This is a genomic window from Amorphus suaedae (genome assembly GCF_053629675.1).
In genome coordinates, this window is the sequence record NZ_JBRJIT010000001.1 from 1681272 (window position 1) to 1694895 (window position 13624).

The 13624-nt window shown below is 68.5% G+C and carries 14 protein-coding genes; 10 read left to right on the top strand and 4 right to left on the bottom strand.

Annotated elements, in window-relative coordinates; genetic code table 11:
• Window positions 1–130 precede the first annotated feature (130 nt).
• On the top strand, window positions 131–2077 hold the full coding sequence (gene acs / locus AB7M35_RS07530; protein WP_453958539.1) for an acetate--CoA ligase: 1947 nt from the start codon (window positions 131–133) through the stop codon (window positions 2075–2077).
• Between the two features lie 113 nt (window positions 2078–2190).
• On the top strand, window positions 2191–2910 hold the full coding sequence (locus tag AB7M35_RS07535) for a M15 family metallopeptidase (RefSeq protein WP_453958541.1): 720 nt from the start codon (window positions 2191–2193) through the stop codon (window positions 2908–2910).
• Between the two features lie 4 nt (window positions 2911–2914).
• Here AB7M35_RS07535 and AB7M35_RS07540 read toward each other — a convergent pair whose 3' ends face one another.
• Window positions 2915–3538, bottom strand: coding sequence for a septation protein A (locus tag AB7M35_RS07540; protein ID WP_453958543.1), 624 nt, complete (start codon window positions 3536–3538; stop codon window positions 2915–2917).
• Window positions 3539–3877: 339 nt separating this feature from the next.
• Here AB7M35_RS07540 and lptB point away from each other — a divergent pair, with 339 nt between their 5' ends.
• The 5 genes from lptB (at window position 3878) to leuC (ending at window position 9197) form a co-directional block, all read left to right on the top strand.
• Window positions 3878–4723 carry an LPS export ABC transporter ATP-binding protein gene (gene lptB, locus AB7M35_RS07545; protein ID WP_453960663.1) on the top strand — a complete coding sequence of 282 codons (846 nt, stop codon included), beginning with the start codon at window positions 3878–3880 and terminating at the stop codon, window positions 4721–4723.
• 78 nt (window positions 4724–4801) lie between these two features.
• On the top strand, window positions 4802–6346 hold the full coding sequence (rpoN, locus tag AB7M35_RS07550; protein ID WP_453958544.1) for an RNA polymerase factor sigma-54: 1545 nt from the start codon (window positions 4802–4804) through the stop codon (window positions 6344–6346).
• A 215-nt stretch (window positions 6347–6561) separates the two neighbouring features.
• Entirely contained in the window at window positions 6562–7143 is a 582-nt protein-coding gene (gene hpf, locus AB7M35_RS07555) for a ribosome hibernation-promoting factor, HPF/YfiA family (RefSeq protein WP_453958545.1), read from the top strand.
• An 88-nt stretch (window positions 7144–7231) separates the two neighbouring features.
• Window positions 7232–7693 carry a PTS IIA-like nitrogen regulatory protein PtsN gene (gene ptsN / locus AB7M35_RS07560; protein ID WP_453958547.1) on the top strand — a complete coding sequence of 154 codons (462 nt, stop codon included), beginning with the start codon at window positions 7232–7234 and terminating at the stop codon, window positions 7691–7693.
• Window positions 7694–7784: 91 nt separating this feature from the next.
• Window positions 7785–9197 (top strand): 3-isopropylmalate dehydratase large subunit, encoded by a 1413-nt coding sequence (gene leuC / locus AB7M35_RS07565; protein WP_453958549.1) that lies wholly within the window; start codon window positions 7785–7787, stop codon window positions 9195–9197.
• A gap of 109 nt (window positions 9198–9306) precedes the next feature.
• On the opposite strand, the gene AB7M35_RS07570 is transcribed toward leuC, so the two are convergent.
• A complete protein-coding gene (locus AB7M35_RS07570) occupies window positions 9307–9672 on the bottom strand; it encodes a hypothetical protein (RefSeq protein WP_453958550.1) in 366 nt (121 codons plus the stop codon).
• Between the two features lie 176 nt (window positions 9673–9848).
• Between AB7M35_RS07570 and AB7M35_RS07575 the strand changes: the two genes are divergently transcribed.
• Complete coding sequence (locus tag AB7M35_RS07575; RefSeq protein WP_453958552.1) at window positions 9849–10364, top strand: DUF1697 domain-containing protein; 516 nt, start codon at window positions 9849–9851, stop codon at window positions 10362–10364.
• Window positions 10365–10523: 159 nt separating this feature from the next.
• Here AB7M35_RS07575 and AB7M35_RS07580 read toward each other — a convergent pair whose 3' ends face one another.
• Window positions 10524–10859, bottom strand: a complete 336-nt coding sequence (locus tag AB7M35_RS07580) for a hypothetical protein (RefSeq protein ID WP_453958554.1) — start codon at window positions 10857–10859, stop codon at window positions 10524–10526.
• Window positions 10860–11215: 356 nt separating this feature from the next.
• On the opposite strand from AB7M35_RS07580, the gene AB7M35_RS07585 reads away from it, so the two are divergent.
• Window positions 11216–11668, top strand: coding sequence for a GNAT family N-acetyltransferase (locus AB7M35_RS07585; RefSeq protein WP_453958556.1), 453 nt, complete (start codon window positions 11216–11218; stop codon window positions 11666–11668).
• 54 nt (window positions 11669–11722) lie between these two features.
• Here AB7M35_RS07585 and AB7M35_RS07590 read toward each other — a convergent pair whose 3' ends face one another.
• Window positions 11723–12616, bottom strand: coding sequence for a polyprenyl synthetase family protein (locus tag AB7M35_RS07590; protein ID WP_453958557.1), 894 nt, complete (start codon window positions 12614–12616; stop codon window positions 11723–11725).
• A gap of 250 nt (window positions 12617–12866) precedes the next feature.
• Between AB7M35_RS07590 and AB7M35_RS07595 the strand changes: the two genes are divergently transcribed.
• On the top strand, window positions 12867–13538 hold the full coding sequence (locus AB7M35_RS07595) for a transglycosylase domain-containing protein (RefSeq protein ID WP_453958559.1): 672 nt from the start codon (window positions 12867–12869) through the stop codon (window positions 13536–13538).
• The last annotated feature ends 86 nt before the right edge of the window (window positions 13539–13624 follow it).

The following is a 13624-nucleotide window of genomic DNA, read 5'->3' on the forward strand; positions in this document are numbered from 1 at the left end:
TGCGCGTGCATCCAGTCAGGTCGTGTAGACGCGGGCGGGAGCCCTTCGCATAATGCGCGCCAAACGCAAAGTGCGGGCCGTGCACCGCGCCGGACCGAATCCGGTCCACCGGTTCCAAGGGAGGACATGCATGTCGGAGACCATCATCCCCGTTTCGCAGGCCGTCGCGAGGGACGCCCTTGTCGATGCTGCTGGCTACGAGGACATGTACCGGCGCTCGATCGAGGATCCGGCCTCCTTCTGGGCCGAGCAGGCGAAGCGCATCGACTGGATCAAGCCGTTCACCAAGGTCAAAAACACCAGCTTCGACCCCCACAAGGTGTCGATCAAGTGGTTCGAGGACGGCACCCTCAACGTCTCCTACAACTGCGTCGACCGGCACGCCGAGAAGACGCCGGACAAGACGGCGATCATCTGGGAGGGCGACGACCCGAACGAGCAGAAGATCATCACCTACCGCGAGCTCAAGGAGCACGTGAGCCGGTTCGCCAACGTGCTGAAGGCGCACGGCGTCGGCCGCGGCGACCGGGTGACGATCTATCTGCCGATGATCCCGGAAGCCGCCTACGCGATGCTCGCCTGCGCGCGCATCGGCGCGATCCATTCGGTCGTGTTCGCCGGCTTCTCGCCCGATTCGCTGGCCGGCCGCATCCAGGACTGCGATTCGCGCCTGGTGATCACCGCCGACGAGGGCCTTCGCGGCGGCCGCACCATCCCGCTGAAGGCCAACACCGACGCCGCCTGCGACAAGTCGCCGAGCGTCGAGACGGTGCTGGTTGTCAAGCGCACCGGCGGTTCCGTCAGCATGAAGGAGGGCCGTGACGTCTGGTACCACGACGTCGCCGACAACGTCTCGTCGAGCTGCCCGCCGGTGGAGATGGGCGCCGAGGACCCGCTGTTCATCCTCTACACCTCCGGCTCGACCGGCAGCCCGAAGGGCGTGCTGCACACCTCCGGCGGCTACTTGGTCTACGCCTCGCTCACCCACCAGTACGTGTTCGACTACAAGCCGGACGAGGTCTACTGGTGCACCGCCGACGTCGGCTGGGTGACCGGCCACTCCTACATCGTCTACGGCCCGCTCGCGAACGGCGCGACCACCGTCATGTTCGAGGGCGTCCCGACCTACCCGAGCGCCTCGCGGCACTGGGAGGTCATCGACAAGCACAAGGTCGCCATCTACTACACCGCGCCGACCGCCATCCGCGCCCTGATGGGCGCCGGCGACGAGCACGTGAAGAAGACCTCGCGCGCCTCGCTCAGGATCCTCGGATCGGTCGGCGAGCCGATCAACGCGGCCGCCTGGCTCTGGTACTACAACGTCGTCGGCGACGGCCGCTGCCCGATCGTCGACACCTGGTGGCAGACGGAGACCGGCGGCATCCTGATCACGCCGCTGCCGGGCGCCACCGACCTCAAGCCCGGCTCGGCGACGAAGCCGTTCTTCGGCATCCAGCCGGCCGTCGTCGACGCCTCCGGAACGGTGCTCGAAGGCGCCACCGAGGGGAACCTGATCATCGTCGACTCGTGGCCCGGCCAGATGCGGACGATCTACGGCGATCACGACCGCTTCATGCAGACCTACTTCTCCGCCTACCCGGGCAACTACTTCTCCGGTGACGGCTGCCGGCGCGACGCCGACGGCTACTACTGGATCACCGGCCGGGTCGACGACGTCATCAACGTCTCGGGCCACCGGATGGGGACGGCGGAAATCGAATCGGCGCTGGTCGCCCACGACAAGGTGGCCGAGGCCGCCGTCGTCGGGTTCCCCCACGACCTGAAGGGACAGGGCATCTACGCCTACGTGACGCTGATGGGCGGCGAGGAGCCGACGGAGGAGCTGCGCAAGGAGCTCGTCCAGTGGGTGCGCAAGGAGATCGGGCCGATCGCCTCGCCGGACCTGATCCAGTTCGCGCCCGGCCTGCCGAAGACCCGCTCGGGCAAGATCATGCGCCGCATCCTTCGCAAGATCGCCGAGGATTCCTTCGAGAATCTCGGCGACACGTCGACGCTGGCCGATCCGTCGGTGGTCGACAGCCTGGTGGAAAATCGCATGAACCGCAGCGCCGGCTGACCGGCGCCGACGCGAGACGAAAGCCTGCGGCGGCCCGACCGGGTCGCCGCGGGCCACGATCCGGAACCGCACCAAGCCCACCGCTCCAAGGCAGCCGTTCGGGGACCCCCGCCATGCGTGGATGGACCTGCGCCCTTCTCTTCCTTGCTCTTGCCGCCCCGGCCATGGCCTCCGACCTGCCGGACGGCTTCGTCCATCTGGCCGACGTGGCACCCACGGTGCGGCAGGAGATGCGGTACGCCGGGCCGGACAACTTCATCGGAGCGCCGGTGCCGGGCTACGAGGCGCCGGCCTGCATCCTGACCCGGCCGGCCGCCGAAGGCCTTTCCCGCGTCCAGGCGGGCCTCAAGCCGAAGGGCTACTCGCTGATCGTGTACGACTGTTACCGCCCCGCGCGGGCGGTGGCGGCCTTCGTCGACTGGACGCAGTCCGACGCACCCGGCGATCGCTATTTCTACCCGGAGATCGACAAGGCGCGGCTCATCCCGGACGGCTACATCGCCGACCGCTCCGGCCACTCGCGAGGCAGCACCGTCGACCTCGCCATCGTGCCCCTGACCATGCCGGATAAGGCGCCGCCTGCCCGTCCGGAGCGCTGCGACGCAAGCTCGGCCAGCTCCACGGTGATCGAACTCGGGACGGACTACGACTGCTTCTCGCCGCTCTCGGCGACGGCGTCGACCGAGGTGTCCGCCGAGGCGCAGGCGAACCGCAGGATCCTCCTGGAGGCGATGACGGCGGCGGGGTTCCGCAACCTCGCCGAGGAATGGTGGCACTACACGCTGCGGGACGAGCCGTTTCCCGACACCTACTTCGAATTCGACGTCGAATAGGCCGTCAGCGGTCGTTCGCCTGGGTGGCGCCCTTGGCCGGTTCCACGACGTCGGGCTCCGGTGCGTCGTGCTCCGGAAGCTTGTGCGCCTCGATCAGGCGGATCTGCGCCAGCGCAAACACCAGCGTGATCGGCATGATCCCGAACACCTTGAACGACACCCAGAAGTCGCTGGAGAAGTTGCGCCAGACGATCTCGTTGAGGACCGCCAGGAAGACGAAGAAGAACGCCCAGCGGAGCGTCAGCTTGCGCCACCCCTCGTCGTCCATCGAGATGACCGAATCGAGCACCAGCCCCAACAGCGGGCGCTTCCAGAAGATGAGCCCGGAAAACAGCACCACCGCGAACAGGGTGTTCACGATGGTCGGCTTCAGCTTGATGAAGGTGTCGTCGTGGAGGAACAGCGTCAGCCCGCCGAACACGAGCACCACGACGCCGGTCACCAGCGGCATCAGCGGCAGGCGCTTCTGCAGGACGTAAGACACCGCCAGCGCCGTCAGCGTCGCGACCATGAACGCCGCCGTCGCCGACAGGAGATCGACGCGCGCGTTGACCGCGAAAAAGATGACGAGAGGGCCGAGCTCGAGCGCGAGCTTCAGCATCGGATTGATCGGTTTGGGGTCCACCATGCCCTCATCTGCCAACCGGCGCGCTGCCGATCAAGTCGAAAATCGAACCGCCGTCGCGCTTTCGCCGTAGAACGGGACGACACCCACCCCTGCCCTGCGGCGTCAAAAGGGGGTGGGCGACCGGTCGCCCGAAACCCATATTGGGCCGAGCCCGAGCCTTTTCGGCATCGCGCGGCGTCAGGGATCGGCGCACCAAAACGTTCGGGTCGAGAGAGGAAACACTATTGGGTGTTTTCATTGCGGCGCGGGATGAACTAACAGGATTGGAATGAGATCAGACTTGGAGCCCGCCACGTGAATCGTCAGGAGCCGCCCCGTCGTCCCCGACCCGCGCGGCCGATCACCACGGATCCGCGGGCGCAGGACGATGCGGCGCCCGAGCGGCGCCCCGTCCGGCCGCGCCGGGCCCGGCCGGCCGGCGCTCCCTCGCCCGCCGACCATCATCCGGACACCCGGCCCCAGGACGGCGTCCTGGCCGTGCACGGCATCGCCAAGGCCTACCGGCGGCGCACCGTCGCACACGGGATCTCGATTTCGGTCAATCGCGGCGAGGCCGTCGGCCTGCTCGGCCCCAACGGCGCGGGCAAGACCACCGTGTTCTACATGATCACCGGCCTGATCCGTCCCGATGCGGGCAAGATCAGCCTGGACGGCTTCGACATCACCGAACTGCCGATGTACCGCCGCGCCCGCCTGGGCATCGGCTACCTGCCCCAGGAAGCCTCGATCTTTCGCGGGCTGACGGTGGCCCACAACATCATGTCGGTGCTGGAGGTGGTGGAGAGCGACCGCAAGAAGCGGCGGGCGGAGCTGGAAAGCCTGCTGTCGGAGTTCGGCATCACCCATCTGCGCGACGCGCCCGCCACCGCCCTGTCGGGCGGCGAGCGGCGGCGCTGCGAGATCGCCCGGGCGCTGGCCAGCCGGCCGTCGTTCATGCTCCTCGACGAACCGTTCGCCGGCATCGACCCGATCGCGGTCGGCGACATCCAGGATCTCGTCCGCCACCTGACCAAGCGCGGCATCGGCGTGCTGATCACCGATCACAACGTCCGCGAGACCCTCGGCCTGATCGACCGGGCCTACATCATCGCTTCCGGCGAAATGCTCACCCAGGGCAGCCCCGCCGAAGTCGTCGCGCACCCCGACGTGCGCCGACTCTATCTCGGCGAGCAATTTACCCTTTGATTCGGCGCGGCGAGGCGTTACCCCTATCGGGTGAGCCTACGCAAGAATTGGACCAACACCCAACAATGGCGGCCACCCGTGCCGATCAGTCTCGCGCCACGCCTTGATCTGCGGCCAACGCAGACCCTGATCATGACCCCGCAGCTGATGCAGGCCATCAAGCTGCTGCAGTTGACCAATCTCGAGCTGTCGGCGGTCATCGACAAGGAAATCGAGGAAAATCCGCTTCTCGAACGCGCTGAGACCGACGACGACGGCCCCGATCTCGCGCGCGCCGACGCGGTCCACGCCGATCGCCATTCCGACCCGCAGCCGGACGACGGCGGTCCCGACGACCTCATCCCCTCCGACCGCGACCTGGCCGACCACGGCGACCTCGACGCGCCGCCGAGCGCGCTGGATCCCGATGCGCCGTCGGTCGCCGACGCCTCCCCCGATGCCTACGCCACCGACCCCTGGCGCTCGGTCGGCGCCGGCGGCAACCGGCCGGACGAACCCTTCGAGGCCTCCGACGGCCACACCGCCACGCTGCGCGACCACCTGATCGAGCAGATCTCGCTGTGCTTCGATCCGGGACCGGCCCGCGTCGTGGCGCTCTACCTCGTCGACTGCCTCGACCCCGCCGGCTACCTGCGCGACGACCGCGCCGACCTCTGCCGCCGGCTCGGCATCACCGCCGCCCTGCTCGACGACGTGATCTCGCGCTGCCAGGCCCTGGACCCGGCCGGCGTGTTCGCCCGCGATCTCACCGAGTGCCTGTCGTTGCAGCTTGCCGAGGCCGGCGACCTCGACCCGGCGATGAGCCGGCTGCTCGCCAACCTGGAACTGGTGGCGCGGCGCGACTTTCCGGCGCTGGAGCGGGCCTGCGGGGTCTCCTCCGACCGGCTCGCCGACATGCTGACCGGCCTGAAGGCCCTCGACCCGAGGCCCGGGCTGCGCTTCGACGTGGAGCCGGTGCGCGCCGTGGTGCCCGACGTGCTGGTCACGCCTGATGTCGAGGGCGGGTTCCGCGTCGAGCTCAACAGCGACACCCTGCCCCGCGTCCTCGTCAATCGCGGCATCTACACCACCGCCGTGAAGGCGTCGCGCAACCCCGGCGACAAGACCTACCTCAACGAGCGCCTGCAGGCCGCCAACTGGCTGGTGAAGAGCCTCGACCAGCGCGCCAGCACGATCCTCAAGGTCGCGGCCGTCATCGTCGAACAGCAGCGCGGCTTCATGGAGCACGGCGTCTCGCACCTGAAGCCGATGACGCTGAAGATGGTCGCCGACGAGATCGGCATCCACGAATCGACGGTCAGCCGGGTTACTTCCAACAAGTATCTCGCCTGTCCGCGCGGCCTGTTCGAGCTGAAGACGTTCTTCTCCGCGGCCATCGCGGCGACCTACGGGGCGGAGGCCCACTCGGCCGCCTCGGTGCGCCACCGCATCCGGCGGATGATCGATGCGGAGTGCGCGGAGACGGTGCTGTCCGACGACGCGATCGTGAAGCAGCTCAACGAGGACGGCGTCGAGATCGCCCGCCGCACGGTCGCCAAGTACCGCGAGGCCATGCACATTCCCTCGTCCGTCCAGCGCCGGCGGGAGAAGCAGCACGCGCTCAGGACGGCGCGTTCCGGTTGATCGGCGAGGGGTGCGGGGCGCCCTAGGCGTGCCGCCGCGGCGGCTGCGGCGTTGACAGCGTTCCGGCGCACTCGTAGAACCGCGCGGCTTTCCGAGCGTCGCCTTCCGGGTGGCCTCGCCGGGCCGGGCGCGCCTTACCCCTTGCCGCACCGGTCAGACTGCGACCAAATAGGGGTCCACCGAGCCCGTCCTCAATCCTGCGACCGATACCCAACATGTTGAAAATTTCCGGCAAGAACATGGATATCGGCACCGCGCTGCGCGAACGCATCCAAGAGCGTGTCGACGAAGCGGTGCGGAAATACTTCGATGGCGGTTACAGCGGTCAGATCGTCGTCGAGCCCGAGGGCCACGGCTTCAAGACCGACTGCTCGGTCCACCTCGACACCGGCGTCGTGCTGAAGACCTCCGCGCAGGCCTCCGACGCCACCGCCAGCTTCGACCAGGCCGCCGAGCGGGTCGAGAAGCGCCTGCGCCGCTACAAGCGCCGCCTGAAGTCGCACCAGCCCCAGCCGGGCGCGGAAGAAGCGTTCCAGGCGTCCGCCTTCGTTCTCGAGACCCCGGACGACGAAGAGGAAGTGCCGGTCGACTACGCGCCGGTCGTCGTCGCCGAAACCGCCACCCACATCCGCACGATGACGGTCGGCATGGCCGTCCTCGATCTCGACCTGACCGAAGCCCCCGTCGTGGTGTTCAAGAGCGCCGCCAATGGCGCCATCAACGTCGTCTACCGGCGTGCCGACGGGAACATCGGCTGGATCGACCCGGCCTTCCAGGCCGGAGCCAAGGGAAACTAGACCCTCGGAACGAGCCCGGCCTCGTAGCAGCCGCAGCCAAGCCACCAAGCCTGAGCGCCTCCGCTACGGACCCGAACGGGAATTCGTCATGGAACTCAACGACCTCCTGAGCCTTGAGGGAGTCGTCCCCGCCTTGAGGGCCCAGAGCAAGAAGCAGGTTCTGCAGGAGCTCGCCGCCAAGGCCGCTTCGCTCACCGGGCATCCCGAACGCGAGATCTTCGACACGCTCCTGCACCGGGAGCGCCTCGGCTCGACGGGAATCGGCGACGGCATCGCGATCCCGCACGGCAAGCTCGTGCCGCTCAACAAGATCGTCGGCGTGTTCGCCCGCCTCGACCGTCCCGTCGACTTCGACGCGCTGGACGACGAACCCGTCGACCTGGTGTTCCTGCTGCTGGCGCCGGAAGGCGCGGGCGCGGACCATCTGAAGGCGCTGGCGCGCATCGCAAGGGTCTTGCGCGACGGCGAAACCGCCGCGAAACTCCGCGCCTCGCGCGATCCGGCCGCCCTCTACGCGCTTCTCACCCATCCGTCGGCGAGCGTCGAATGACGCCCATGCGACCCATGCATGTGCATCTTTTTTCGCGCTCCAGCCGGATCCTGAACTTGCCTTTCCGCGTCAACCGACCGAAGTAAGTGCCATGACGAAGCCCCGCACACTCTACGACAAGATCTGGGACGACCATGTGGTCGATCGGCAGGAGGATGGCACCACCCTCCTCTACATCGACCGGCACCTGGTCCACGAAGTCACCAGCCCGCAGGCCTTCGAGGGCCTCCGCCTCACCGGCCGCAAGGTGCGCGCGCCGTCGCGCACGCTCGCCGTCGTCGATCACAACGTGCCGACGACCGACCGGTCCCACGGCATCGAGGATCCGGAGTCGGCGCTGCAGGTCGCGACGCTCGGCGAGAACGCCTCGGAATTCGGCATCGAGTATTACAACGAGCTCGATCCGCGCCAGGGCATCGTGCACATCGTCGGCCCCGAGCAGGGCTTCACCCTGCCGGGCATGACCATCGTCTGCGGCGACAGCCACACCTCGACCCACGGGGCCTTCGGCGCGCTGGCGCACGGCATCGGCACCAGCGAGGTCGAGCACGTGCTCGCCACGCAGACGCTGCTGCAGCGCAAGGCGAAGAACATGCGCGTCACCGTCGACGGCAAGCTGCCGGCCGACGTGACCGCCAAGGACATCATCCTGACGATCATCGGCACCATCGGCACCGCCGGCGGCACCGGCCACGTGATCGAGTATGCCGGCGAGGCGATCCGCGCGCTGTCCATGGAAGGCCGGATGACGGTCTGCAACATGTCGATCGAGGGCGGCGCCCGCGCCGGCATGATCGCGCCGGACGAGACGACCTACGCCTACATCCGCGACCGTCGCCGCGCGCCGAAGGATGCGACCTTCGACAGCGCCCGCGCCTACTGGGAATCGCTCCCGAGCGACGAGGGCGCCCACTTCGACAGCGAGATCCGTCTCGACGTCGCCAACCTTCCGCCCATCGTCACCTGGGGCACCTCCCCGGACGCGGTGGCGACCATCGAGGGCGTGGTGCCGGATCCGGCCGATGCGCCCAACGAGGGCAAGCGCCGCGCCATGGAGCGCGCGCTCGACTACATGGGCCTGGTGCCGGGGACCAAGATCACCGACATCACCATCGACAAGGCGTTCATCGGCTCCTGCACCAACGGCCGCATCGAGGACCTGCGGGAAGTCGCCAAGGTCGTCGAGGGCCACAAGGTCCACGAGAGCGTCGGCGCGCTGATCGTGCCGGGGTCGGGTCTGGTGAAGGAGCAGGCGGAAGCCGAGGGTCTGGACAAGATCTTCCTGGCCGCCGGCTTCGAATGGCGCGAGCCGGGCTGCTCCATGTGCCTGGCCATGAACGCCGACCGGCTGCAGCCGGGCGAGCGCTGCGCGTCCACCTCGAACCGCAACTTCGAAGGCCGCCAGGGCTTCCGTGGGCGCACCCACCTGGTGTCGCCGGCCATGGCCGCGGCCGCCGCGATCGCCGGCCGCTTCGTGGACATCCGCGAGTTCCGCCGCGGCTGATCGAATGCGACCGACCGGGTCCCCGGTCTGCGCCTGACAACAAGAGAGCCGCATCGCGAGCACCGCGATGCGGCTCTTTCCGTTTCGGCTCCGTCATCGGACGAAACCGCTAGCGCCAGTGACGGCCGCCGGGGAAGAAGCAGACCTGCTGCGGGATGACGCGGACGATCTTGCCGCGCGGCGTCCACTGGACGACCCGGGTCGGGCGGATCTGGCAGATCTGGCCGCGACGGTGGCCGCGCTGATAGCCATGACCGCGGTGGTGGTTGCCGCGATTGCGATAGTCCCGGCCGCGGTCGTGATCGTAGCGGTCGCCGCGATCGTAGCGGTCGCGCACCTGGACGACCGGCGACGTATCGGCCTGGGCCGCGGCGGCTCCGCCGGCGAGGTTCGCACCCGCCGCGACGGCGGGAACGAGCGATCCGGCGCTCATGGCGGCCACGGTGACAACGGCGATGACGGTCTTGCGAAACATCTCTCTTCTCCTCTGAGCGCGACGGCCTTGCTTGCCGCCGACGTTCATGAAGGTAGAGGAGCCGGGCTGAACCCAATCTGAGCCAGACGTTTAGGAGAGGTTCATGTTCCAGAAGCACGCCCGCCGGCCGGATCCGCCCGCCCGAGTGGACAGACCTCACGGCCACGGAGCCCCGCATGACCGTCTTCATCGCCCTCCTCCGAGCCGTGAACGTCGGGGGCACCGGCAAGCTGGCCATGGCCGACCTGTGCGCCCTGTGCGCGGCGATCGGGTTCGACGACGTCCGCACCTACATCCAGTCCGGCAATGTCGTGTTCCGGACCGAGGCGACCGCCGATGCCGCGAGGGAGGCCCTCGAACGGCGGGTCTCCGAATGGCTGGGCAAATCGGTCGGCGTCATGCTGCGGGATGCCGAGGCCATGCGCGACGTGCTCGCCCGCAATCCGTTTCGCAGCGCGGCACCGAACCGGGTCGCGGTGCTGTTTCTCAACGAGGCGCCGCCGCCGGACCTGCGGCAGACGGCAAAGGGACAGGCCGACGAGGAGATCGCGGTGGGGGACCGGGAGGTCTACATCCACTACCCGTCCGGCATGGGACGATCGCGGCTTCGCGTTCCCGTCATGGAGTTCGGCACCGCCCGCAACCTGAACACGGTGGCCCGGCTGGCCGAGATGGCCACGACCGGAAGCTGACCGATCCATCCCCGTCGGCTCTGCGGGGCCTTTCCGGCGCAACAGCAGCCTCCTTATCAAGGGGTCGGCCGTCAGCGCGGCTCGTCGTGCTCAGCAACGCGAAAAGCCGCCCCGAGGCATCTCGGAGCGGCTTGTCTGGGGATCGGTCGTCGCCGACGGTCAGCGCGGACGATAGCTGACGTAATGGCACTCCATCTTCGGCACGTAACGAACCACCTTGCCGTGGTTGGTCCACTGCACCGTCCGCACCTTGTGAGCGCTGCAGACCTGCTGCGCCGCCCTCGCGTGCTTCTGGTAGGACCGGTGCTGCTGCGCCCGATCGTGGCGCGTGTCTTTGCGGACGTCATGGCGGTCGTTGCGGGTGTCGTAGACCCTGACGGTCGTCTGCGACTGCCGGGCGTCGTTGCCGTGCATGGGGCCGGCGGCGGCGGGAACGAGGGAAGCCGCACCGAGCGTCGCGACGGTGGCCAGTGCGATGATGGACTTGCGAAACATGTCTCTTCTCCTGTCGTTCGCGGCTGTCATCCCGCCGCTCACAAGGGGGAAGCTAGCGACCGGCCGCTGAACGCGAACTGAGCCGGTCCTTTAGGTCCGGTTCAGGTTGGACACAGCGCCAGCTGACGCCGCACACGGGGTTCCGTTCCCATTTGGGGCTGGCCATCACCGGTGGATGTGTGCAATCCGACTAAACGCTTTCCGGCAATCGGGAGACCGGTTCGCCTCAGGGAAGCGCACCACGACAGGGGCTTGAAGCCGTTCTGCGACGCCTTGTCCCGCAGACCGGCGCCAGTTCGAAAAGAACGACGATTGCGTGTCGCAGGCTTCTGCGGCCGCCACTCGAAAGGACACTCATGGACCTTCAGATCGGCATCATCGGTCAGGAATCGGCCCACCAGCTCGCGCCGTTGATCGCTGCCTACGCCCAGGAAATGCGCCGGGGCGCCCCGCGCCGCCCGGACGAGTACTACGCGGAGCTGCTTCTGGCCGACCCGACGGCCGAGCTCCTGGGTGCCCGGCTGGATGGCCAGCTCGTCGGCTTCGCGATCTTCTTCGACCTTCCGGAGACGATCACCGGCCACCGGGCCGGCCAGCTCGACGATCTCTACGTCACACCCGAGGCGCGCGACCACGGCGTGGCCCGCAAGATGATCGAGGCGCTGGAGCAGATCGGCAAGACGCGCGAATGGGCGCACCTGCGCTGGCTGGTGCCGACGACCAACACGGTCGCCATCGGCCTCTACGAGCGCGTCGCCGAGCCCGCCCCGTGGAAGAGCTACGTCATCAAGATCCAGGACCGACGCTGAGCCAGCTCCGCGCCCTGCCTGCGGGGCGCGGAAGGCAATCCGGCTACCAGCCCGTCAGGCCTTCCTGTCGGCGACGAAGCGGGCGGCCTGGACGAGCACGTCCTTGGCTCCGCCGTACATGTCGAGCGTGTCGCTCGCCTCGTCGACCAGCTGCCGCAGCCGGTGGCGGGCCCAGTCGGCGCCCTTGAGCGAGACCAGCGTCGCCTTGCCCCGGGCGGCGTCCTTGCCGGTTCGCTTGCCGACGTCGGCCTCGCTGCCGTCGACGTCGAGAAGATCGTCGGCCAACTGGAACGCCGCGCCGAGCACCTCACCGAATCGCTGGAGGCGTGCGCGGTGCATCTCTTCGGCATGGGCGAGGATCGCCCCCGCCTGGCAGGAGGCGGCGATCAGCGCGCCGGTCTTCATGGCCTGCAGGCGGCCGATGGCGGCCTCGCTCTGCGTCTCCGTGGCGGCTTCCGCCTCCAGATCCAGCATCTGCCCCCCGACCATGCCGGCGCTGCCGGCGGCGCGGGCCAGGCAGACGACGAGGTCGGCCCGGATCGCCGGGTCCGGATGCGTCCGCTCCGATCCCAGGATCTCGAAGGCGACCGTCAGCAGCGCATCGCCGGCGAGTATTGCCGTCGCCTCGTCGTAGGCCTTGTGGACCGTCGGCCGGCCGCGCCGCAGGTCGTCGTCGTCCATGGCCGGCAGGTCGTCGTGGACGAGGCTGTAGCAGTGGACGCACTCGATCGCCGCCGCGACCGCGTGGGCCGTGCGGATGTCGCCGCCCAGGAGCCGCGCCGATTCGATGACCAGGAACGGGCGGAACCGCTTGCCGCCGCCAAGCGCGGCATAGCGGACCGCCTCGGCGATCCGCGCGGGCACCTGGTCGCGGGTGGGAAGCAACTCGTCGAGCGTGCGTTCGGTGGCGGCAGCGGCGTCCGCGAGGCGTGCCTCGAACGGGGTCATTGAAATTCCTTCTGGCCTGGCGGATCCGGCAGCGGCGGGCCGGGGCAGCCTGAACTCTCGGCACCCGTTCCGTTTGCGACCGCCGGGCGGCTCCGTCAAGGGTGCGCGGGACCTTCCGGGGCGTTGTTGAGTTGACCCCGCGTATGGTTGCGGTCACATCGACGGCGAACTTCCCGAACGGATGGGCACCTTGACAGAGACGGACACCGTGGCAGCGCGGACGACACGATCGAGACGGCGATCCCTCCGCGTGCTGCGGCGCATCGGCCTGGCCCTGCTGGTGGTGGCGGCGCTGCCGTTCGTGCTCTCGGTCCTCTATTCCGTCATCAACCCCGTCTCCACCCTGATGATCGGCCGCTGGCTGACCGGGCAGACGGTCACCCGCGCCTGGGTGCCACTGGAAGACGTCTCGCCGCCGCTCATCCGGGCGGTTGTGGTGTCGGAGGACGCGCGCTTCTGCATGCACTGGGGCGTCGACACCGCGCAGTTTTCGTCGGTGGTCGAGGACTTCATGGCGGGCGAGGAGACGCGCGGCGCCAGCACGATCTCCATGCAGACCGCGAAGAACCTCTTTCTCTGGCCGGGCCGGTCCTACCTGCGCAAGGCGCTGGAAATTCCGATCGCCCTGTGGCTGGACCTCATCCTCTCCAAGGACCGCCTGCTGGAGATCTACCTGAACATCGCCGAGTTCGGGCCGGGCGTGTTCGGTGTCGAGGCGGGCGCGCAGCGCGCCTTCGGCAAGCCGGCGGCCCGCATCAGCCCGGCCGAGGCGGCGCTGATGGCCACCACCCTGCCCGACCCCGACGGACGCAACCCGGGCAAGCCGTCGTCCGGGCACCGGCAGCTCGCCAGCCGGGTGAGCCGGGAAGTCGGCCGCTCGGACTGGGTTTTCTACTGCCTGGAGCCCCGCGTGCGCCCCTGATTGGCGCGGTTTGCGGGCATGAAACGCACCGCGGCGGGCCATTCGACGGATTCCGCAGCGTTCCGCGCGATTTTTCTTGCGACCGG